Source organism: Bacillus sp. FSL M8-0266 (assembly GCF_038613425.1).
GTDB lineage: Bacteria > Bacillota > Bacilli > Bacillales > Bacillaceae > Bacillus > Bacillus pumilus.
Map to the genome: position 1 here is coordinate 120923 of NZ_CP152015.1, position 21792 is coordinate 142714.

The 21792-nt window shown below is 42.4% G+C and carries 22 protein-coding genes and 1 other annotated feature; all 22 genes read left to right on the top strand.

Annotation, left to right across the window (positions count from 1 at the left end):
• Positions 1 to 120: 120 nt before the first annotated feature.
• The 22 genes from nusG (at position 121) to rpsC (ending at position 21792) form a co-directional block, all read left to right on the top strand.
• On the top strand, positions 121 to 654 hold the full coding sequence (gene nusG / locus MKY83_RS00660; protein ID WP_003217197.1) for a transcription termination/antitermination protein NusG: 534 nt from the start codon (positions 121 to 123) through the stop codon (positions 652 to 654).
• Between the two features lie 171 nt (positions 655 to 825).
• Positions 826 to 1251, top strand: a complete 426-nt coding sequence (gene rplK / locus MKY83_RS00665; RefSeq protein WP_003216956.1) for a 50S ribosomal protein L11 — start codon at positions 826 to 828, stop codon at positions 1249 to 1251.
• Between the two features lie 99 nt (positions 1252 to 1350).
• A complete protein-coding gene (gene rplA, locus MKY83_RS00670; protein WP_065097642.1) occupies positions 1351 to 2049 on the top strand; it encodes a 50S ribosomal protein L1 in 699 nt (232 codons plus the stop codon).
• Between the two features lie 48 nt (positions 2050 to 2097).
• Positions 2098 to 2238: a sequence feature (ribosomal protein L10 leader region), on the top strand.
• A 69-nt stretch (positions 2239 to 2307) separates the two neighbouring features.
• Positions 2308 to 2808: a 50S ribosomal protein L10 gene (rplJ, locus tag MKY83_RS00675; RefSeq protein ID WP_003217048.1), complete on the top strand. Its 501-nt coding sequence runs from the start codon at positions 2308 to 2310 to the stop codon at positions 2806 to 2808.
• 41 nt (positions 2809 to 2849) lie between these two features.
• Positions 2850 to 3215 (top strand): 50S ribosomal protein L7/L12, encoded by a 366-nt coding sequence (gene rplL / locus MKY83_RS00680; protein WP_003216952.1) that lies wholly within the window; start codon positions 2850 to 2852, stop codon positions 3213 to 3215.
• 96 nt (positions 3216 to 3311) lie between these two features.
• Positions 3312 to 3917 (top strand): class I SAM-dependent methyltransferase, encoded by a 606-nt coding sequence (locus tag MKY83_RS00685; RefSeq protein ID WP_044139657.1) that lies wholly within the window; start codon positions 3312 to 3314, stop codon positions 3915 to 3917.
• A 255-nt stretch (positions 3918 to 4172) separates the two neighbouring features.
• Positions 4173 to 7754: a DNA-directed RNA polymerase subunit beta gene (gene rpoB / locus MKY83_RS00690; protein ID WP_003217223.1), complete on the top strand. Its 3582-nt coding sequence runs from the start codon at positions 4173 to 4175 to the stop codon at positions 7752 to 7754.
• 61 nt (positions 7755 to 7815) lie between these two features.
• Positions 7816 to 11415, top strand: a complete 3600-nt coding sequence (gene rpoC / locus MKY83_RS00695) for a DNA-directed RNA polymerase subunit beta' (RefSeq protein WP_065097640.1) — start codon at positions 7816 to 7818, stop codon at positions 11413 to 11415.
• A 145-nt stretch (positions 11416 to 11560) separates the two neighbouring features.
• The gene (locus MKY83_RS00700) at positions 11561 to 11809 is read left to right on the top strand and encodes a 50S ribosomal protein L7ae-like protein (RefSeq protein WP_003216985.1); all 249 of its coding nucleotides are present in this window, start codon (positions 11561 to 11563) and stop codon (positions 11807 to 11809) included.
• Between the two features lie 112 nt (positions 11810 to 11921).
• Positions 11922 to 12341 carry a 30S ribosomal protein S12 gene (rpsL, locus tag MKY83_RS00705; RefSeq protein WP_003216962.1) on the top strand — a complete coding sequence of 140 codons (420 nt, stop codon included), beginning with the start codon at positions 11922 to 11924 and terminating at the stop codon, positions 12339 to 12341.
• A 120-nt stretch (positions 12342 to 12461) separates the two neighbouring features.
• Positions 12462 to 12932 (top strand): 30S ribosomal protein S7, encoded by a 471-nt coding sequence (rpsG, locus tag MKY83_RS00710; RefSeq protein ID WP_003216884.1) that lies wholly within the window; start codon positions 12462 to 12464, stop codon positions 12930 to 12932.
• Between the two features lie 54 nt (positions 12933 to 12986).
• Positions 12987 to 15065: an elongation factor G gene (fusA, locus tag MKY83_RS00715; RefSeq protein ID WP_044139654.1), complete on the top strand. Its 2079-nt coding sequence runs from the start codon at positions 12987 to 12989 to the stop codon at positions 15063 to 15065.
• A gap of 118 nt (positions 15066 to 15183) precedes the next feature.
• Complete coding sequence (gene tuf / locus MKY83_RS00720; protein ID WP_044139653.1) at positions 15184 to 16374, top strand: elongation factor Tu; 1191 nt, start codon at positions 15184 to 15186, stop codon at positions 16372 to 16374.
• A 109-nt stretch (positions 16375 to 16483) separates the two neighbouring features.
• Positions 16484 to 17443, top strand: coding sequence for an alpha/beta hydrolase (locus tag MKY83_RS00725; RefSeq protein WP_044139652.1), 960 nt, complete (start codon positions 16484 to 16486; stop codon positions 17441 to 17443).
• A gap of 218 nt (positions 17444 to 17661) precedes the next feature.
• Entirely contained in the window at positions 17662 to 17970 is a 309-nt protein-coding gene (gene rpsJ / locus MKY83_RS00730; protein WP_003156464.1) for a 30S ribosomal protein S10, read from the top strand.
• Positions 17971 to 18007: 37 nt separating this feature from the next.
• Positions 18008 to 18637 carry a 50S ribosomal protein L3 gene (rplC, locus tag MKY83_RS00735; RefSeq protein WP_003217069.1) on the top strand — a complete coding sequence of 210 codons (630 nt, stop codon included), beginning with the start codon at positions 18008 to 18010 and terminating at the stop codon, positions 18635 to 18637.
• 27 nt (positions 18638 to 18664) lie between these two features.
• Positions 18665 to 19288, top strand: coding sequence for a 50S ribosomal protein L4 (gene rplD / locus MKY83_RS00740; protein WP_003217216.1), 624 nt, complete (start codon positions 18665 to 18667; stop codon positions 19286 to 19288).
• Positions 19288 to 19575, top strand: coding sequence for a 50S ribosomal protein L23 (rplW, locus tag MKY83_RS00745; RefSeq protein ID WP_003217016.1), 288 nt, complete (start codon positions 19288 to 19290; stop codon positions 19573 to 19575). The genes rplD and rplW overlap by 1 nt, the downstream gene beginning before the upstream one ends.
• A gap of 28 nt (positions 19576 to 19603) precedes the next feature.
• Complete coding sequence (gene rplB, locus MKY83_RS00750) at positions 19604 to 20437, top strand: 50S ribosomal protein L2 (RefSeq protein ID WP_003217065.1); 834 nt, start codon at positions 19604 to 19606, stop codon at positions 20435 to 20437.
• Positions 20438 to 20494: 57 nt separating this feature from the next.
• Complete coding sequence (gene rpsS / locus MKY83_RS00755; RefSeq protein ID WP_003216920.1) at positions 20495 to 20773, top strand: 30S ribosomal protein S19; 279 nt, start codon at positions 20495 to 20497, stop codon at positions 20771 to 20773.
• Between the two features lie 17 nt (positions 20774 to 20790).
• Positions 20791 to 21132 carry a 50S ribosomal protein L22 gene (gene rplV / locus MKY83_RS00760; protein WP_007496316.1) on the top strand — a complete coding sequence of 114 codons (342 nt, stop codon included), beginning with the start codon at positions 20791 to 20793 and terminating at the stop codon, positions 21130 to 21132.
• 3 nt (positions 21133 to 21135) lie between these two features.
• On the top strand, positions 21136 to 21792 hold the full coding sequence (gene rpsC, locus MKY83_RS00765; RefSeq protein ID WP_003217241.1) for a 30S ribosomal protein S3: 657 nt from the start codon (positions 21136 to 21138) through the stop codon (positions 21790 to 21792).

A 21792-nucleotide genomic window follows, 5' to 3' on the forward strand; every position in this document is an offset into this window, starting at 1 on the left:
TGCCAAAAAACCCGTTTTACGGGTTTTTTCAATTGCTTGAAAATATTTACCGGTACTCGAGATTCGTCAAATAGACATTACGAAATGTGGGGAGGGAAGGACTAAATAGTCCTGAACGAAATGGAAAAGAATTGGTATGTTGTGCATACGTACTCTGGCTATGAAAATAAAGTAAAAGCGAACTTGGAAAAGCGTGTTGAATCAATGGGCATGCAAGATAAGATCTTCCGCGTCGTCGTACCAGAAGAAGAAGAAACAGATATTAAAAATGGTAAGAAAAAAGTTGTTAAAAAGAAAGTGTTCCCTGGCTATGTCCTAGTGGAAATCGTGATGACAGACGACTCTTGGTATGTTGTTCGTAATACACCAGGTGTCACAGGATTCGTTGGATCAGCTGGATCAGGCTCAAAGCCGACTGCGCTTTTGCCAGGCGAAGCTGAAACCATTCTAAAAAGAATGGGTCTTGAAGAACGCAAAACAGAAATCGACTTTGAATTGAAAGAAACAGTCAAGGTCATCGACGGACCATTTGCGAACTTCACAGGTTCTATCGAAGAGATTGATTACGATAAAAGCAAAGTCAAAGTATTCGTTAATATGTTTGGTAGAGAAACACCCGTGGAACTTGAGTTCACGCAGATCGATAAATTGTAATTCAAAAGAGCTTGAAATGAGTGTATAGAAGTGGTAATATAGCAAAGGTACGTCTTGAGTTCGCTCAAGATCGCTAGCTAGTTATTTCGTCATTCATATAAAGAATGAAGTTGTTGAGTGGGAGGGGGATTCCCCTATTACCACATCACGGACTTTAAGGAGGTGTGTCTCGTGGCTAAAAAAGTAGTTAAAGTTGTTAAATTGCAAATTCCTGCTGGAAAAGCTAACCCAGCTCCACCAGTTGGACCTGCACTAGGTCAAGCCGGTGTTAATATCATGGGATTCTGTAAGGAGTTTAATGCTCGTACAGCTGACCAAGCTGGTCTTATCATTCCTGTTGAAATTTCGGTTTTTGAAGACCGTTCATTTACATTTATTACTAAAACTCCACCTGCTGCAGTTTTACTTAAAAAAGCAGCTGGTATTGAGTCTGGTTCTGGTGAACCTAACCGTAATAAAGTGGCAACTGTTAAGCGTGATAAAGTACGCGAAATCGCGGAAACAAAAATGCCTGACTTAAACGCTGCTAGCGTTGAATCAGCTATGCGCATGGTTGAAGGTACTGCACGCAGTATGGGTATTGTCATCGAAGATTAATTTATTGTCTTGTTGGGTTGCGAGTTTGGTTTTGACAAGTTCGCAACCCTTATTCGTGGGAGGTTATTCCGCTAAAACCACATAAGGAGGATTTTTATAATGGCTAAAAAAGGTAAAAAGTATGTAGAAGCTGCTAAGCTAATCGAACGTACTAAAGCGTATGATGTAGCTGAAGCTGTTTCTCTTACAAAAAAAGCAAATACAGCGAAATTTGATGCGACTGTAGAAGTTGCTTTTCGTTTGGGCGTAGACCCTCGTAAAAACGACCAACAAATCCGCGGTGCAGTTGTACTTCCTAACGGAACTGGTAAAACTCAACGCGTTCTTGTGTTCGCTAAAGGCGAAAAAGCAAAAGAAGCAGAAGCTGCTGGAGCAGACTATGTTGGAGATTCTGATTACATCGCTAAAATCCAACAAGGCTGGTTCGATTTCGATGTAATCGTTGCAACACCTGACATGATGGGTGAAGTTGGTAAGATCGGTCGTGTACTTGGACCAAAAGGTCTTATGCCAAACCCTAAAACAGGAACTGTTACATTCGAAGTAGAAAAAGCAATCAATGAAATCAAAGCTGGTAAAGTAGAATACCGCGTTGATAAAGCTGGTAACATCCACGCGCCAATCGGAAAGGTTTCTTTCGAGGACGAAAAGCTTGTTGAGAACTTTGCAACAATCTATGACACAATCCTTAAAGCAAAACCTGCAGCGGCTAAAGGTGTATACGTGAAAAACGTTTCTGTTACATCTACTATGGGCCCTGGCGTGAAAGTGGATCCATCTTCTTTCTCTGCAAAATAAATCTTGACTTATCACAAACATTTTGATAATATCAAAATGTTGTAAAATAGAATATGTCCATTTATACCGTAGACAGCAGGGGCCTTATGGCTTAATTAACCCGCCGAGGTGTATATGTCACAGTCTTACGTTAACGTATGCTTGTATATACAGCCTCCATGTCTTAATGGAGGCTTTTTATATGGAGAACCGTTCGTTAGGAACGTGATGGCCTGATCGGTATAAGTGTTACACAAACAATGTACAGGAGGTGTAACCATGAGCAATGCAATCGATACAAAAAAAGTTGTCGTTGATGAAATTACTTCTAAATTTAAAGATAGTATGTCTACTGTAATTGTAGATTACCGCGGTCTTTCAGTTTCTGAAGTGACTGAACTTCGTAAACAGCTTCGTGACGCTGGCGTAGAATTCAAAGTTTACAAAAACACTTTGACTCGCCGTGCAGTTGAACAAGTTGAACTAACAGGTTTAAACGATTTCTTAACAGGTCCAAACGCTATCGCATTCAGTAACGAAGATGTTATCGCACCTGCGAAAATCATCAACGAATTTGCGAAAAGCCACGAAGCTTTAGAAATCAAAGCTGGTGTCATCGAAGGAAACGTAGCGACTGTAGAAGAAGTGAAGGCTCTTGCGGAACTTCCGTCTCGCGAAGGCTTACTATCTATGTTGCTTAGCGTTCTTCAAGCTCCAGTTCGTAACCTTGCTCTTGCTACTAAAGCAGTTGCAGATCAAAAAGAAGAACAAGGCGCTTAATGCGTACTTAACGTAAAAAACTTAAAATGGAGGAATTACAAATGGCTTTAAATATCGAAGAAATCATTGCTTCAGTTAAAGAAGCAACTGTACTTGAGTTAAACGACTTAGTAAAAGCAATCGAAGAAGAATTTGGCGTAACTGCTGCTGCTCCTGTAGCTGTAGCTGCAGCTGGTGGTGCCGCTGCTGAAGAGAAAACTGATTTTGATCTAGTACTTGCTGGTGCTGGAGACCAAAAAATCAAAGTTATCAAAGTGGTTCGTGAAATCACTGGTCTTGGCTTGAAAGAAGCTAAAGAACTTGTTGACAACACTCCAAAACCACTTAAAGAAGGTATTGCTAAAGAAGAAGCTGAAGAACTTAAAGCTAAGCTTGAAGAAGTTGGCGCTTCTGTAGAAGTTAAGTAATCTTCGCCTAATCTTTTGGGAAAGCTCGCTTTTACTGGCGAGCTTTTTCTTTTCTATTCTCCTGAAACGATTGAATCCAGAGGAGGTCCATTCACCATGAGTGACCACTATTATACGGAAAAGCCATCAGTGAAAAGCAATAAACAGACATGGGACTTCACCTTGAGAAACCGTACCTTTACTTTTACAAGTGACAGTGGAGTGTTTTCTAAGAAAGAAGTCGACTTTGGTTCGAGGCTTTTAATTGAAGCTTTTGAAGAACCTGACGTGGATGGCGATGTCTTAGATGTCGGTTGCGGTTATGGACCGATTGGCTTATCGTTAGCAAACGAAATGACGAGCCGCACCATTCATATGATTGATGTGAACGAAAGAGCAGTCGAACTTTCAAAGGAAAACGCTAAACATAATCGCATTGATAATGTCCGCATCTATCAAAGTGATTTGTTCTCGAATGTTCATTCATCAGCTGCTTTTGCCTCTATACTGACCAATCCCCCAATACGGGCAGGGAAGAAAGTTGTACATGCGATCTTTGAAAAAAGTGCTGATCATTTATTGCCGGAAGGTGAGTTGTGGGTGGTTATTCAGAAAAAGCAGGGCGGACCATCTGCGATTGAGAAATTAGAACAGCTTTTTGGAGAAGTCGAAGTTGTATTGAAAAAAAAGGGCTACTATATTATCAAAGCTAAAAAAGTTTGACGCAGTTTCCTAGCTGTGTTAACATTATAAAATGCCAATGTGTATATTTTGCTTGATAGGCTTAAAAAACAACTATTTTGTATAAATTATGCATATTTGGGAAAACTAATAAAATCGGTATTTGTTTTTGGATGTGGTTTTCTTATTTTAGAAACCCTTTTTTCTTTTGTCTTGTAAAAGTATTTCTTTACTGACATTTGAAAGGCTGAAATACTTTTTACACATATAATACGCATGATTTGAGGGGTGAATCAGTTGACAGGTCAACTAGTTCAGTATGGACGACACCGCCAGCGCAGAAGCTACGCACGCATAAGCGAAGTGTTAGAATTACCAAATCTCATTGAAATTCAAACCTCTTCTTATCAGTGGTTTCTTGATGAGGGTCTTAGAGAGATGTTTCAAGATATATCCCCAATTGAGGATTTTACTGGTAACCTTTCTCTTGAATTCATTGATTACAGCCTAGGGGATCCTAAGTATCCTGTAGCAGAATCAAAAGAACGTGATGTAACTTACTCTGCTCCACTAAGAGTGAAAGTTCGTTTAATTAACAAAGAAACTGGAGAAGTAAAAGACCAAGATGTGTTCATGGGTGATTTCCCAATCATGACAGACACAGGTACTTTTATCATTAACGGTGCGGAACGTGTAATCGTTTCTCAGTTAGTACGTTCTCCAAGTGTATATTTCAGTGGTAAAGTAGACAAAAACGGTAAAAAAGGTTTTACTGCGACTGTCATTCCAAACCGTGGCGCATGGTTAGAATACGAAACTGATGCGAAGGATGTAGTCTATGTACGCATCGATCGCACACGTAAGTTGCCGGTTACGGTTCTTTTGCGTGCTCTCGGCTTCAGCTCTGATCAAGAGATTCTTGACCTCATTGGCGAGAATGAATACTTACGCAACACGCTGGAAAAAGACAATACAGAGAATGCGGATAAAGCACTTCTCGAAATCTACGAGCGCCTCCGTCCTGGAGAGCCGCCAACTGTTGAAAATGCGAAAAGCCTGCTAGACTCTCGCTTCTTCGATCCGAAGAGATATGACCTAGCAAATGTTGGACGCTACAAGATTAATAAAAAGCTTCATATTAAAAATAGACTGTTCAATCAAAAATTGGCTGAAACGTTAGTTGACCCTGAAACAGGTGAAATTCTAGCAGAAAAAGGTCAAATTTTAGACAGAAGAGTTCTTGATAAAGTTCTTCCATACTTAGAAAACGGCATCGGATTTAGAAAGCTTTATCCAAATGGTGGCGTAGTAGAAGATGAAGTAGAACTTCAATCTATTAAGATTTATGCACCGTCTGATCAAGAAGGCGAGCAAGTGATCAACGTGATCGGGAATGCATACGTAGAGGAAGCTGTGAAAAACATCACGCCTTCTGACATCATTGCATCGATCAGTTACTTCTTCAACCTTCTTCATGGTGTAGGTGACACAGATGATATCGATCACCTTGGTAACCGTCGCCTGCGTTCTGTAGGTGAGCTTCTGCAAAACCAATTCCGTATTGGTTTAAGCAGAATGGAGCGTGTTGTTCGTGAAAGAATGTCGATCCAAGACACAAACACGATCACACCTCAGCAACTGATCAACATCCGTCCTGTGATCGCTTCTATCAAAGAGTTCTTTGGTAGCTCTCAGCTTTCTCAGTTCATGGATCAAACAAACCCGCTTGCTGAATTGACGCACAAACGTCGTCTGTCAGCGCTTGGGCCTGGTGGTTTGACACGTGAGCGTGCAGGAATGGAAGTTCGTGACGTTCACTACTCTCACTATGGCCGTATGTGTCCGATTGAAACACCAGAGGGTCCAAACATTGGTTTGATCAACTCTCTATCTTCATTTGCAAAAGTGAATCGTTTCGGCTTTATTGAAACACCTTACCGCCGGGTTGATCCTGAAACAGGTAAAGTGACACCGAGAATCGATTACTTAACTGCTGATGAAGAGGATAACTACGTTGTAGCACAAGCGAATGCTATATTAGGTGAAGATGGTTCGTTTATCGATGATAATATCATTGCTCGTTTCAGAGGGGAAAACACCGTTGTTCCTCGAAACCGTGTTGACTACATGGACGTTTCGCCAAAGCAGGTTGTTTCTGCAGCGACAGCATGTATCCCATTCTTAGAAAACGATGACTCTAACCGTGCTCTAATGGGAGCGAACATGCAACGTCAGGCTGTGCCTTTGATGCAGCCAGAATCACCGATTGTTGGTACAGGTATGGAGTATGTATCAGGTAAAGACTCTGGTGCTGCTGTCATCTGCCGTTACCCAGGTGTTGTAGAACGTGTTGAAGCAAAAAATATTTGGGTTCGCCGCTATGAAGATGTCGACGGACAACAAGTCAAAGGAAACCTAGACAAATACAGCTTGCTGAAATTTGTCCGCTCTAACCAAGGGACTTGCTACAACCAGCGTCCAATCGTAAGTGTTGGAGATGAAGTCGTAAAAGGAGAAATCCTTGCAGACGGTCCTTCAATGGAAAAAGGTGAATTGGCTCTAGGACGTAACGTCATGGTCGGCTTCATGACTTGGGACGGTTATAACTACGAGGATGCGATCATCATGAGTGAGCGCCTTGTAAAAGATGACGTCTACACATCTATTCATATTGAAGAATATGAATCAGAAGCTCGTGATACAAAGCTTGGACCGGAAGAAATCACTCGTGATATTCCAAACGTTGGGGAAGATGCTTTGCGCAACCTTGACGAGCGTGGAATCATCCGTATTGGTGCAGAAGTAAAAGACGGAGACCTTCTTGTAGGGAAAGTAACGCCTAAAGGTGTAACAGAACTAACAGCTGAAGAACGTCTATTACATGCAATCTTCGGTGAAAAGGCTCGTGAAGTACGTGATACATCTCTACGTGTTCCACACGGCGGCGGCGGAATTATCCACGACGTCAAAGTCTTTAACCGTGAAGACGGAGATGAATTACCTCCAGGTGTTAACCAGTTAGTCCGCGTATACATCGTTCAGAAGCGTAAAATTTCTGAAGGTGACAAAATGGCTGGACGACATGGTAACAAAGGGGTTATCTCTAAAATCCTTCCAGAAGAAGATATGCCGTATCTTCCAGATGGAACACCGATTGATATCATGTTAAACCCTCTAGGGGTACCATCTCGTATGAACATCGGTCAGGTACTTGAGCTTCATATGGGTATGGCTGCACGTTACCTTGGCATCCACATTGCGTCACCAGTATTTGATGGTGCGCGTGAGGAAGATGTTTGGGAAACGCTTGAAGAAGCAGGTATGTCCCGTGATGCGAAAACAGTCCTTTATGACGGTCGAACTGGTGAACCATTCGATAACCGTGTATCAGTCGGAATCATGTACATGATCAAACTGGCTCACATGGTTGACGACAAACTTCACGCTCGTTCAACTGGACCATACTCACTTGTTACGCAGCAGCCACTTGGCGGTAAAGCACAGTTTGGTGGTCAGCGTTTCGGAGAGATGGAAGTATGGGCACTTGAAGCTTACGGTGCAGCATACACACTTCAAGAGATCTTAACAGTTAAATCGGATGACGTGGTGGGTCGTGTGAAAACATACGAAGCCATCGTCAAAGGGGATAACGTCCCTGAACCAGGTGTCCCTGAATCATTCAAAGTGTTAATCAAAGAACTTCAAAGTTTAGGTATGGATGTCAAAATCCTATCTGGCGATGAAGAAGAGATAGAAATGAGAGATTTAGAAGACGATGAGGAAACGAAGAAAGCAGACGGATTAGCGTTATCTAATGACGAAGATGCTGCAGACCTCGCACCTGTCGATCTTGAACGTGACGCAGTCACAAAAGAATAGCAGAAACGATTAGAGCAAGTGACTAGGGTATAACCCGAAGATTAAAAGGGAGGTAGGCCCCTTGCTAGATGTGAACAATTTTGAGTATATGAACATCGGTCTCGCATCACCTGATAAAATCCGTTCTTGGTCTTTTGGTGAAGTGAAAAAGCCTGAAACGATTAACTATCGTACACTGAAACCTGAAAAAGATGGTCTCTTTTGTGAACGTATCTTCGGACCGCAAAAAGACTGGGAATGTCATTGTGGAAAGTATAAACGCGTTCGTTATAAGGGTGTTGTATGTGACCGTTGTGGTGTAGAAGTAACACGGGCAAAAGTCCGTCGTGAGAGAATGGGGCATATCGAACTGGCTGCCCCAGTTTCCCACATTTGGTATTTCAAAGGTATCCCAAGCCGTATGGGTCTTGTTCTTGATATGTCACCACGTGCATTAGAAGAAGTGATTTACTTCGCTTCATACGTTGTGACAGATCCGGGCAACACACCGCTTGAGAAGAAACAACTTCTTTCCGAGAAGGAATTCCGTGCTTATTTAGATAAATACGGTAATACATTCCAAGCAGCTATGGGTGCAGAAGCAATCAATAAACTTCTTCAAGATATCGATCTTGTAAAAGAAGTAGATGCACTGAAAGAAGAGCTGAAAACTGCTCAAGGACAGCGTCGTACACGTGCGATTAAACGCCTTGAAGTGCTAGAAGCCTTCCGTAACTCAGGAAACAAACCATCATGGATGATTCTTGATGTACTTCCGGTTATTCCGCCAGAATTACGTCCAATGGTTCAGCTTGATGGTGGACGTTTTGCTACTTCTGACTTAAACGACCTTTATCGTCGTGTCATCAACCGTAACAATCGTCTGAAACGTTTATTAGATCTTGGCGCGCCAAGCATCATCGTTCAGAACGAGAAGCGTATGCTTCAAGAAGCTGTCGATGCCTTGATTGATAATGGACGTAGAGGCCGACCAGTAACAGGACCAGGAAACAGACCATTGAAATCTCTTTCTCATATGCTGAAAGGGAAACAAGGGCGTTTCCGTCAAAACTTGCTTGGTAAACGTGTTGACTATTCTGGACGTTCCGTTATCGTCGTAGGACCACATTTGAAAATGTATCAGTGTGGACTTCCGAAAGAAATGGCTCTTGAATTATTCAAACCATTCGTGATGAAGGAGCTTGTTGAAAAAGGTTTAGCTCACAACATCAAGAGTGCGAAGCGTAAAATTGAGCGCGTGCAGCCGGAAGTATGGGATGTTTTAGAATCAGTGATTCGCGAGCACCCAGTCTTACTAAACCGTGCACCGACTCTTCACAGACTTGGTATTCAAGCGTTTGAACCTACACTTGTGGAAGGACGCGCAATTCGTCTGCATCCACTTGTATGTACAGCCTACAACGCTGACTTTGACGGTGACCAAATGGCGGTTCACGTACCATTATCTGCTGAGGCTCAAGCTGAAGCTCGTATCTTAATGCTTGCTGCTCAAAACATTTTGAACCCGAAAGATGGAAAACCTGTTGTTACGCCATCTCAGGATATGGTGCTTGGTAACTACTACCTTACACTTGAGCGTAAAGGTGCTATCGGAGAAGGTATGGTCTTCAAAGATACTAACGAAGCCCTTATAGCTTATCAAAATGGGTATGTGCATCTTCATACACGTGTAGCTGTTGCAGCTAACTCGTTGAAGAATGTGACATTCACTGATGAACAGCGTTCTAAATTGTTGATTACAACAGTTGGAAAACTAATCTTTAACGAAATCTTACCGGAATCATTCCCTTACATGAATGAGCCGACAAAGAGCAATATTGAAGAAAAAACGCCTGACCGCTTCTTCCTTGAAAAAGGTGAAGATGTCAAAGCTGCGATTGAGAAACAAGAAATTAATGCGCCGTTCAAAAAAGGTATTTTAGGTAAAATCATTGCGGAAATCTTTAAGAGATTCCATATCACTGAGACATCTAAAATGCTTGACCGCATGAAAAATCTTGGTTTCAAATACTCTACTAAAGCGGGTATTACGGTTGGGGTGTCTGATATCGTCGTATTAGATGATAAACAGAAGATCCTTGAAGAAGCGCAAGCAAAAGTAGATAACGTCATGAAGCAATTCAGACGTGGTTTGATTACTGAAGAAGAGCGTTACGAGAGAGTCATTTCGATCTGGAGTTCTTCTAAAGATGTCATCCAAGGTAAACTGATGAAGTCCCTTGATGAAGTCAACCCAATCTACATGATGAGTGACTCTGGAGCGCGTGGTAACGCATCTAACTTCACTCAGCTGGCTGGTATGCGTGGTCTGATGGCCAACCCGGCTGGACGTATCATTGAACTTCCGATCAAATCTAGTTTCCGTGAAGGTTTAACCGTATTAGAATACTTTATTTCCACTCACGGAGCGCGTAAAGGTCTTGCCGATACAGCCCTTAAAACAGCTGACTCAGGTTACCTCACGCGTCGTCTCGTTGACGTTGCACAGGATGTCATCATCCGTGAAACAGATTGCGGTACAGACCGTGGAATCTTGGCGAAGTCCATTAGAGAAGGAAATGAAATTATTGAGAAACTTGAAGAACGTCTTATCGGACGTTTTGCAAGAAAACCAATTGTTCATCCTGAAACGGGCGAAGTCATGGTCGACGAAAACGAGCTAATTGATGAAGATAAAGCACTTGAAGTAGTCGAAGCAGGGATTGAGGAAGTATGGATCCGTTCTGCATTTACATGTAACACGCCTCATGGTGTATGTAAACGATGCTACGGCCGTAACCTTGCAACTGGCACTGACGTTGAAGTCGGTGAAGCAGTTGGAATCATCGCTGCTCAATCAATCGGTGAGCCAGGAACACAGCTTACAATGCGTACGTTCCACACCGGTGGGGTAGCAGGAGACGATATCACACAAGGTTTACCTCGTATCCAAGAGCTATTTGAAGCGCGTAATCCGAAAGGGCAAGCGACGATTTCTGAAATTGATGGTGTCGTTGCTGAAATTAACGATGTTCGTGACAAGCAGCAGGAAATTGTGGTTCAAGGCGACGTTGAAACTCGTTCTTACACAGCTCCTTACAATGCACGTCTGAAAGTTGTTGAAGGTGACAAAGTCACTCGTGGTCAAGTACTGACAGAAGGTTCGATCGATCCGAAAGAACTTCTTAAAGTGACTGATATGACAGCTGTTCAAGAATATCTGCTTCATGAAGTACAAAAAGTATACCGTATGCAAGGGGTAGAGATCGGAGATAAGCACGTTGAGGTAATGGTTCGCCAAATGCTTCGTAAAGTGCGTGTCGCTGATGCAGGGGATACAGATGTATTACCAGGCACACTTCTTGATGTACATCAATTCACTGAAGCGAACAAAAAAGTACTATTCGAAGGCAAGCGTCCTGCAACAGGCCGCCCAGTTCTTCTTGGTATTACAAAAGCATCGCTTGAAACAGACTCATTCTTGTCTGCGGCATCCTTCCAAGAAACGACTCGTGTCCTAACAGATGCGGCGATCAAAGGAAAACGTGATGAACTGCTTGGCTTGAAAGAGAATGTTATCATCGGTAAACTTGTTCCAGCTGGAACAGGAATGCCAAACTACCGTAAAGTTAAGCCGGTTTCACAAGTGCAGCCGTCTGACGATATGGTTCCAGTAGAGTAATCTTTCTCGTGAGATTCCTATAAAATCATCAAAAAATGGTGAAGGATGTCAAGATAATCTGTCATATGATATTGACATCCTTCTGCCATGATGATAATATAACCAAGGTGCTCAAAATAAAACCTGTTACTTTGGAGGATATTCGATGTCTTATGATAAAGTATCACAGGCCCAATCCATTATTATTGGTACGAAGCAAACAGTAAAAGCTCTGAAACGAGATTCAGTAAAGGAAATCGTCGTAGCGAAAGATGCTGATCCTGCTTTAACAGCTAGTGTAACAAAACTAGCGCAAGAGAAGGGTGTAGACATTTTAGTGGTAGATTCCATGAAAAAGCTCGGCAAAGCCTGCGGAATTGAAGTTGGGGCAGCAGCTGTTGCCATTATGTTATAGCGTACTTGTTTTGTTTTTGCATGTGTAAATGCAAAAGCATTGTTTTTTGCCTTTTAATGAACCACCTGGGTATGTGGGTTATAAAAAAAGCAACGAAGGGAGGAATAACAACATGCCTACAATTAATCAGCTAATACGCAAAGGACGCGTGAGTAAAGTTGAAAACTCAAAGTCTCCTGCACTTAACAAAGGATACAACAGTTTCAAAAAAGAGCACACTAACGTAACATCTCCACAGAAGCGCGGGGTTTGTACTCGTGTCGGCACAATGACACCGAAAAAACCAAACTCAGCACTACGTAAATATGCTCGTGTACGTTTGTCTAACCTGATTGAGGTAACAGCTTACATTCCTGGTATCGGACATAATCTACAAGAGCACAGTGTAGTACTTATCCGTGGCGGACGTGTAAAAGACTTACCGGGTGTACGTTACCACATCGTTCGTGGTGCGCTTGATACTGCCGGAGTTGACGGTCGTATGCAAGGACGTTCTAAATACGGAACAAAACGCCCTAAACAAAGTAAATAATACAAACAAACATAAGGGTTTTTAGAAGTTGATATCAGATCAGTGGAGTCAGGCAACTGACAATGATATTGAGATGAGAGACAGATAGAAATCCTTTTAAATGAGAAGGGAGGCTATCAGATGCCACGTAAAGGTCCTGTAGCAAAAAGAGACGTATTGCCAGATCCAATTTACAATTCTAAACTTGTATCTCGTTTGATCAACAAAATGATGATCGACGGTAAAAGAGGAAAGTCACAAACAATTCTCTACAAGTCATTTGATATCATCAAAGAACGTACTGGTAATGAAGCGATGGAGGTTTTCGAACAAGCCTTGAAAAACATCATGCCAGTTCTTGAAGTTAAAGCACGTCGTGTAGGTGGAGCTAACTACCAAGTTCCTGTAGAAGTTCGCCCAGACCGTCGTACTACTTTAGGTCTTCGCTGGTTAGTAAACTACGCTCGTCTTCGTGGAGAAAAAACGATGGAAGAGCGTCTTGCTAACGAAATCCTTGACGCAGCTAACAACACTGGTGCTGCTGTTAAGAAACGTGAAGATACACACAAAATGGCAGAAGCGAACAAAGCATTCGCTCACTACCGCTGGTAGGATTTATACCAAACTAAAAAAACTATTCCCTAATAAGGAAGGAGAAATTACCCAATGGCAAGAGAGTTCTCCTTAGACAAAACTCGTAATATTGGTATCATGGCTCACATCGATGCTGGTAAAACGACAACGACTGAGCGTATCTTATACTACACTGGTCGTATCCATAAAATTGGTGAAACTCACGAAGGAGCTTCCCAAATGGACTGGATGGAGCAGGAGCAAGAACGTGGTATTACAATCACTTCTGCTGCTACTACAGCACAATGGAAAGGTTACCGTGTAAACATCATCGATACACCAGGACACGTAGACTTCACTGTTGAAGTTGAACGTTCTTTACGTGTACTTGACGGTGCGGTAGCGGTTCTTGATGCACAATCAGGTGTAGAGCCACAAACTGAAACAGTTTGGCGCCAAGCAACAACTTACGGAGTACCTCGTATCGTATTCGTTAACAAAATGGATAAAACCGGTGCGGACTTCCTTTACTCTGTAAGCACATTAAGAGATCGTCTTCAAGCGAACGCTCATGCAATTCAATTGCCGATCGGCGCTGAAGATCAATTCGAAGGAATCATCGACCTTGTAGATAACGTAGCATACTTCTACGAAGATGACCTTGGAACTCGCTCTGATGCACAAGAAATCCCTGCTGAGTATAAAGACAAAGCTGAAGAGCTTCGCAACAGCCTTATTGAAGCTGTCGCTGAGCTTGATGAAGAGCTTATGGAAAAATACCTTGAGGGTGAAGAAATTACAATTCCTGAATTGAAAGCTGCAATCCGTAAAGGAACGTTGAATGTTGAATTCTACCCAGTTCTTGTTGGATCTGCTTTCAAAAACAAAGGTGTTCAGCTTGTACTTGATGCTGTGCTTGATTACCTTCCTGCACCAACTGATGTTGCTGCAATCAAAGGTATCCTGCCAGATTCAAATGAAGAGGTTGTTCGTGAGTCTACTGATGACGCACCATTCTCAGCTCTTGCATTTAAAGTTATGACTGACCCTTATGTTGGGAAACTAACTTTCTTCCGCGTATACTCTGGAACACTTGCTTCAGGTTCATACGTGAAGAACTCTTCTAAGAACAAGCGTGAGCGTGTTGGACGTATCCTTCAAATGCACGCAAACAGCCGTGAAGAAATCTCTACTGTATATGCAGGGGATATCGCAGCAGCTGTTGGTCTTAAAGATACATCTACTGGTGACACTCTTTGTGACGAGAAAGATACTGTTATCCTTGAGTCTATGGAATTCCCAGAGCCAGTTATCGATGTAGCCATCGAGCCTAAATCAAAGGCTGACCAAGATAAAATGGGTATCGCTTTAGCTAAACTAGCTGAAGAGGATCCAACATTCCGTACACAAACAAACCCTGAAACTGGTCAAACGATCATCTCTGGTATGGGTGAGCTTCACCTTGATATCATTGTTGACCGTATGAAGCGTGAGTTCAAGGTGGAAGCTAACGTAGGTGCTCCTCAAGTTGCGTACCGTGAAACATTCCGTTCTGGTGCAAAAGTTGAAGGTAAATTCGTACGTCAGTCTGGTGGACGTGGTCAGTTCGGACACGTTTGGATCGAATTCGAACCAAACGAAGAAGGCGCAGGCTTCGAATTCCAAAATGCAATCGTCGGTGGGGTTGTTCCACGTGAATACATTCCAGCAATTCAAGCAGGTCTTGAAGATTCACTTGAAAATGGTGTATTAGCTGGATTCCCATTAATCGACATCAAAGCAAAATTATTTGATGGATCTTACCACGATGTTGACTCGAACGAAATGGCGTTTAAAATTGCTGCATCTATGGCATTGAAAAATGCTGTCAGCAAATGTAACCCAGTTCTACTTGAGCCAATGATGAAAGTGGAAGTCGTTATCCCTGAAGAATACATGGGAGACATCATGGGTGATATCACATCTCGTCGTGGACGTGTAGAAGGTATGGAAGCTCGCGGTAACGCTCAAGTTGTTCGCGCAATGGTTCCACTTTCTGAAATGTTCGGATATGCAACTTCACTCCGTTCTAACACACAAGGACGCGGTACTTTCACTATGCATATGGATCACTACGAAGAAGTGCCTAAGAGCATCAGTGAAGAAATCATCAAAAAAAATAAAGGTGAATAATTGATTTTGCCTTTAAACTAAAGTATAACTACTATTGAAGATCAGAAAGTGAGAGATAACTCTTCACTTTCTATCACTCTATACCAAATACAATGAACCTTTAAGGAGGATTTTTAGAATGGCTAAAGAAAAATTCGACCGTTCCAAATCGCATGCTAACATTGGTACAATTGGACACGTTGACCATGGTAAAACAACTCTAACTGCTGCTATCTCAACAGTTCTTCATAAGAAGTCTGGTAAAGGATCAGCTATGGGATATGACCAAATCGATGGTGCTCCAGAAGAGCGCGAGCGTGGAATCACAATCTCAACTTCACACGTCGAGTATGAAACAGACACTCGTCACTATGCACACGTAGACTGCCCAGGACACGCTGACTACGTTAAAAACATGATCACTGGTGCTGCTCAAATGGACGGCGCGATCTTAGTAGTATCTGCTGCTGATGGTCCAATGCCACAAACACGTGAGCACATCCTACTTTCTCGTAACGTAGGTGTTCCATACATCGTAGTATTCCTTAACAAATGTGACATGGTTGACGATGAAGAGTTACTTGAACTTGTTGAAATGGAAGTTCGTGACCTTCTTTCTGACTATGACTTCCCTGGTGATGATGTACCAGTTATCAAAGGTTCTGCTCTTAAAGCTCTTGAAGGAGATGCTGATTACGAAGCAAAAATCTTTGAACTTATGGATGCGGTTGATGAGTACATCCCAACTCCAGAGCGTGACACTGAGAAGCCATTCATGATGCCAGTTGAGGATGTATTCTCAATCACTGGTCGTGGAACTGTTGCTACTGGTCGTGTTGAGCGTGGACAAGTTAAAGTCGGTGACGAAGTTGAAATCATCGGTCTTCAAGAAGACAATGGTAAAACAACTGTTACAGGTGTTGAAATGTTCCGTAAGCTTCTTGACTATGCTGAAGCTGGTGACAACATCGGTGCACTACTTCGTGGTGTATCTCGTGAAGATATCCAACGTGGTCAAGTACTTGCTAAACCAGGTACAATCACTCCACATAGCCGTTTCAAAGCTGAAGTTTATGTACTTTCTAAAGAAGAGGGTGGACGTCATACTCCATTCTTCGCTAACTACCGTCCGCAGTTCTACTTCCGTACAACTGACGTAACTGGTATCGTACATCTTCCAGAAGGTACTGAAATGGTAATGCCTGGCGATAACACTGAGATGGAAGTTGAACTTATCTCTACTATCGCTATCGAAGAAGGAACTCGTTTCTCTATCCGTGAGGGTGGACGTACTGTAGGTTCTGGCGTCGTTTCAAATATCATTAAGTAATAAACATATAAAAGAGACTCCTTGCAAAAGGGTCTCTTTTTTTGCTTTTCCAGATCAGAACGGCTACTATAAGCTATAGAATCTAAATGGAACCGAGAGGATCACTGGAATGGCGAAGACATATTTGAAGAAATGGTTAATCGGCGGGGTTGACCAATGGATTATGATCAAAGAAGATCACACTAGTGAAGCGAAGCCTGTTCTTTTATTTTTACACGGTGGGCCCGGTTCCGCTCAAATCAGCTATATCGACTCATTTCATGAGGAACTTAATCACGATTTCACAGTTGTTCATTGGGATCAGCGTGGCGCGGGACTCTCCTATCAAAAGAATCCCTCCGATACTTCCATGACCATTCGGCAATTTATTGAAGATACGATTGAACTGACAGAGAAAGTCCTTTCATATCTAGGTCAATCAAAATTGTACATCGCCGGATATTCGTGGGGGTCATTAATCGCCATACAAGCAGTACATAAGCGCCCAGATCTATATCATGCTTATTATGGAATTAGTCAGGTAGTAGATGTAATAAAAGAAGATAGTGTGTCGTACGAGCTTCTTTTGGAGAAATACGAAAGAAATCGGTTGTTTACTTGGTGCCTGCGATTACTGACGCCTCCTCCGTGGAAACGAATATCAGCTCATGCACTGTTCTCTCTATATAAAGAGCTCGGAAGCGTAGGTCTCACACATAGGTGGAAGCCTCTTATTCAAATGCTGCGCGGGTTTCTTTTTAGTAAGGAATATCAGCTCAAAGATAAGTGGAATTTCCTTAAAGGACAGATGCTTAGTCAGGACATTCTATGGGATGAATTGATGAATGAGAGCATTGAATACCGAGTTTCTACTATATTAATACCTTGTTACTTTATCATTGGTGAATATGACATGATTACACCAGCTGCTGTATCAAAACCTTATGTTGAGCAATTAACAGCACCAGTCAAAGAATGGTTCACCTTTAAAGAATCTGCACATTCCCCGCATCTAGAAGAGCCAGAAGAATTTATCCGTACCATAAAAAAGACGGCTGTACATCATCTTCAGGGAAAGCTTGATTTATAGGCTGAACCCCTGTATAATATGAAAAGTGTGCAAATCATAAATTTATCCGATTTATTATTGCAACACGCAGGCCAATTTGGTACAATAGTGCATGTTGGTCTTTGACTGCGATGAAGTGAGAGGTTGCTGACACACCCGGCCGCTTTGCCATGGCAAGGTGATCAGGTTTTTCTCACGGAGAACTGTCTAACGTAAGTAGGCGAAAAGGAGGGAAAATAATGGCAAAACAAAAAATTCGTATTCGTTTAAAAGCATATGATCATAGAATTCTTGATCAATCTGCTGAGAAGATTGTTGAAACGGCTAAGCGTTCTGGTGCTAGTGTATCTGGTCCAATCCCGCTTCCAACTGAAAAATCAGTTTACACAATCCTTCGTGCGGTGCATAAGTACAAAGATTCTCGTGAGCAATTTGAGATGCGTACTCACAAACGTCTAATCGACATCGTGAATCCAACTCCACAAACAGTTGATGCACTTATGCGTTTAGATTTACCATCTGGTGTAGATATCGAAATCAAACTTTAATTCAAATAGAAAACACATATTATAGGAGGTGTGACTAATGACCAAAGGAATCTTAGGTAGAAAAATTGGTATGACGCAAGTATTCGCAGAAAACGGTGATCTTATCCCTGTAACTGTTGTTGAGGCTGCTGCTAACGTTGTTCTTCAAAAGAAGACTGCTGACACGGATGGCTATGAAGCAATCCAAATCGGTTTTGACGACAAACGTGAAAAGCTTTCTAACAAACCAGAGAAGGGCCACGTTGCTAAAGCGGAAACTGCTCCTAAGCGCTTCGTAAAAGAATTACGCGGTGCGGAGTTAGATGCGTATGAAGTTGGTCAGGAAGTCAAAGTTGATATTTTCGCAAATGGAGATATCGTAGATGTAACAGGAACATCAAAAGGTAAAGGATTCCAAGGGGCTATCAAGCGCCACGGACAATCACGCGGACCAATGACTCACGGTTCACGTTACCACCGTCGTCCTGGTTCAATGGGACCTGTTGATCCAAACCGAGTGTTCAAAGGTAAACTTCTTCCGGGTCGTATGGGCGGAGAGCAAATCACTGTCCAAAACCTTGAGATCGTTAAAGTTGATGCGGAACGCAATCTTCTATTGATCAAAGGAAATGTACCAGGAGCTAAAAAATCTCTAGTAACTGTAAAGAGTGCAGTTAAATCTAAATAACTCTCTTAGGAAAGGAGGAAACAAGTCATGCCAAAAGTAGCATTATTTAACCAAAACGGTTCTACTAACGGTGAAATCGAATTAAACGCTTCTGTGTTTGGAATTGAGCCAAACGAAAGCGTAGTATTCGATGCTATTCTTATGCAAAGAGCTTCCTTACGTCAAGGAACTCACAAAGTAAAAACTCGTTCTGAAGTACGTGGCGGAGGTCGTAAGCCTTGGAGACAGAAGGGTACTGGTCGTGCTCGTCAAGGTTCTATCCGTTCACCACAATGGCGCGGAGGCGGTATCGTATTCGGTCCAACACCACGCAGCTATTCATATAAATTACCTAAAAAAGTTCGCCGCTTGGCTATCAAGTCAGTATTGTCTTCTAAAGTAATCGACAACAACATCATCGTTCTTGAAGATCTGACTCTTGATGCAGTGAAAACGAAAGAATTCGCAGGCATCCTTAAAGGATTATCTGTCGAGAAGAAAGCGTTGATCGTCACTGCGGATGCAAACGAAACAGTTGCTTTATCTGCTCGTAACATCCCTGGAGTAACAGTTGTTGAAGCTAACGGTATCAACGTTCTTGACGTTGTCAACCACGAGAAACTTCTGATCACTAAAGCAGCGGTTGAAAAAGTAGAGGAGGGACTTGCATAATGAAAGATCCTCGTGATGTTCTAAAGCGCCCTATCATTACTGAACGTTCTGCTGATCTAATGACAGAGAAGAAGTATACGTTCGAAGTTGATGTCAGAGCTAACAAAACAGAAGTGAAAGACGCTGTTGAAGAAATCTTTGGAGTGAAAGTTGAGAAAGTCAACGTTCAAAATTACAAAGGAAAATCTAAACGCGTTGGACGCTACACTGGTATGACTAGCCGTCGCAGAAAAGCGATCGTGAAATTAACTGCTGACAGCAAAGAAATCGAAATTTTTGAAGCGTAAATCTTAAAAAGAAGGAGGGAAATTCAAAATGGCGATTAAAAAGTATAAACCAACCAGTAATGGTCGTCGTGGCATGACTACTTCAGATTTTGCTGAAATCACGACTGACAAACCAGAAAAATCGTTGCTTGCGCCGCTTCACAGAAAAGGCGGACGTAACAACCAAGGTAGAATGACTGTTCGTCATCAAGGTGGCGGTCATAAACGTCAATACCGTATCATTGACTTTAAACGTGATAAAGACGGTATACCTGGACGCGTTGCTACAATCGAGTATGATCCAAACCGTTCAGCGAACATCGCTCTTGTAAACTATGCAGATGGTGAGAAACGTTACATTCTTGCTCCTAAAGGAATCCAAGTTGGTACTGAAGTTACTTCTGGACCAGAATCTGACATCAAACCAGGTAATGCTCTTCCACTTATCAACATCCCAGTTGGTACAGTTGTGCATAACATTGAATTAAAACCAGGTAAAGGTGGACAATTAGTTCGTTCTGCTGGTACTTCTGCTCAAGTTCTTGGTAAAGAAGGTAAATACGTTCTTGTACGTTTGAACTCAGGAGAAGTTCGTATGATTCTTTCTGCTTGCCGTGCGACTATCGGTCAAGTTGGAAACGAGCAACACGAATTAATTAACATCGGTAAAGCTGGACGTTCACGCTGGAAAGGCGTACGCCCAACAGTTCGTGGTTCTGTAATGAACCCTAACGATCACCCACACGGTGGTGGTGAAGGACGCGCTCCAATCGGACGTAAATCACCAATGTCTCCATGGGGCAAACCGACTCTTGGATTCAAGACTCGTAAGAAAACCAACAAGTCTGATAAATTCATTGTACGTCGTCGTAAAAACAAGTAACGGGGTTGTCTACGGTTCATTTAGGACCGTAGTTCAATCACGAAGGGAGGTTCCACAATGGCTCGCAGCTTAAAAAAAGGACCATTTGTTGATGATCATTTGATGGCTAAAGTCGAGAAATTGAATGAAACTGACAAAAAGCAAGTCGTAAAAACTTGGTCTCGTCGTTCTACAATTTTCCCACAATTCATCGGTCACACAATCGCTGTCTATGACGGACGCAAACATGTACCTGTTTTCATTTCTGAAGATATGGTAGGTCACAAATTGGGCGAATTCGCACCAAGCCGTACTTACAAAGGTCATGCTAGTGACGATAAAAAAACAAGACGCTAATGAGAGGAGGCTTTTAAATGCAAGCTAAAGCTGTCGCAAGAACAGTCCGTATTGCTCCTCGTAAAGCACGTCTAGTAATGGACCTGATCCGAGGTAAGCAAGTAGGAGAAGCAGTTTCTATCTTAAACCTTACACCTAAGGCTGCTTCACCAATTATTGAAAAAGTATTAAAATCTGCTATCGCAAATGCTGAGCACAACTACGAGTTGGACGCTAACAGCCTAGTGATTACTCAAGCATTCGTTGACGAAGGTCCAACACTTAAGAGATTCCGTCCACGTGCTATGGGTCGTGCGAGCGCAATTAACAAACGTACTAGCCACATTACAATCGTTGTATCAGAAAAGAAGGAGGGATAATCCGTGGGTCAAAAGGTAAATCCAGTAGGTCTTCGTATTGGCGTCATTCGTGATTGGGAATCTAAATGGTTCGCAGGAAAAGATTACGCTGACTTCTTACATGAAGACTTGAAAATCCGTGAATTCATCAGCAAGCGTTTGTCTGACGCGTCTGTTTCTAAAGTAGAAATCGAACGTGCTGCAAACCGCGTAAATATCACAATCCACACGGCTAAACCAGGTATGGTAATTGGTAAAGGCGGATCTGAAGTTGAAGCACTTCGTAAAGCTCTTAACAGCCTAACTGGCAAACGTGTACACATCAACATCCTTGAAATCAAAAGAGCAGATCTTGATGCTCAGCTAGTTGCTGAAAACATCGCTCGTCAACTTGAAAATCGTATTTCATTCCGTCGTGCACAAAAACAAACAATCCAACGCACAATGCGTGCTGGAGCACAAGGAATCAAAACAATGGTTTCTGGTCGTCTTGGCGGTGCAGATATTGCTCGTTCTGAATATTACAGTGAAGGTACTGTTCCGTTGCACACACTTCGTGCTGACATCGACTATGCTACTGCTGAAGCTGACACTACTTATGGTAAGCTTGGCGTAAAAGTATGGATCTATCGTGGAGAAGTCCTTCCAACTAAGAAGAATACTGCGGAAGGAGGAAAATAA

Coding starts and splice junctions, on each gene's coding strand:
- MKY83_RS00685 (WP_044139657.1), top strand. CDS start 3,312: ATGAGTGACCACTATTATACGGAAAAGCCATCAGTGAAAAGCAATAAA.
- MKY83_RS00725 (WP_044139652.1), top strand. CDS start 16,484: ATGGCGAAGACATATTTGAAGAAATGGTTAATCGGCGGGGTTGACCAA.
- fusA (WP_044139654.1), top strand. CDS start 12,987: ATGGCAAGAGAGTTCTCCTTAGACAAAACTCGTAATATTGGTATCATG.
- rpsL (WP_003216962.1), top strand. CDS start 11,922: ATGCCTACAATTAATCAGCTAATACGCAAAGGACGCGTGAGTAAAGTT.
- MKY83_RS00700 (WP_003216985.1), top strand. CDS start 11,561: ATGTCTTATGATAAAGTATCACAGGCCCAATCCATTATTATTGGTACG.
- nusG (WP_003217197.1), top strand. CDS start 121: ATGGAAAAGAATTGGTATGTTGTGCATACGTACTCTGGCTATGAAAAT.
- rplV (WP_007496316.1), top strand. CDS start 20,791: ATGCAAGCTAAAGCTGTCGCAAGAACAGTCCGTATTGCTCCTCGTAAA.
- rplA (WP_065097642.1), top strand. CDS start 1,351: ATGGCTAAAAAAGGTAAAAAGTATGTAGAAGCTGCTAAGCTAATCGAA.
- rplW (WP_003217016.1), top strand. CDS start 19,288: ATGAAAGATCCTCGTGATGTTCTAAAGCGCCCTATCATTACTGAACGT.
- rpsS (WP_003216920.1), top strand. CDS start 20,495: ATGGCTCGCAGCTTAAAAAAAGGACCATTTGTTGATGATCATTTGATG.
- rplB (WP_003217065.1), top strand. CDS start 19,604: ATGGCGATTAAAAAGTATAAACCAACCAGTAATGGTCGTCGTGGCATG.
- rplC (WP_003217069.1), top strand. CDS start 18,008: ATGACCAAAGGAATCTTAGGTAGAAAAATTGGTATGACGCAAGTATTC.
- rpsG (WP_003216884.1), top strand. CDS start 12,462: ATGCCACGTAAAGGTCCTGTAGCAAAAAGAGACGTATTGCCAGATCCA.
- rplL (WP_003216952.1), top strand. CDS start 2,850: ATGGCTTTAAATATCGAAGAAATCATTGCTTCAGTTAAAGAAGCAACT.
- rpsJ (WP_003156464.1), top strand. CDS start 17,662: ATGGCAAAACAAAAAATTCGTATTCGTTTAAAAGCATATGATCATAGA.
- rplJ (WP_003217048.1), top strand. CDS start 2,308: ATGAGCAATGCAATCGATACAAAAAAAGTTGTCGTTGATGAAATTACT.
- tuf (WP_044139653.1), top strand. CDS start 15,184: ATGGCTAAAGAAAAATTCGACCGTTCCAAATCGCATGCTAACATTGGT.
- rplD (WP_003217216.1), top strand. CDS start 18,665: ATGCCAAAAGTAGCATTATTTAACCAAAACGGTTCTACTAACGGTGAA.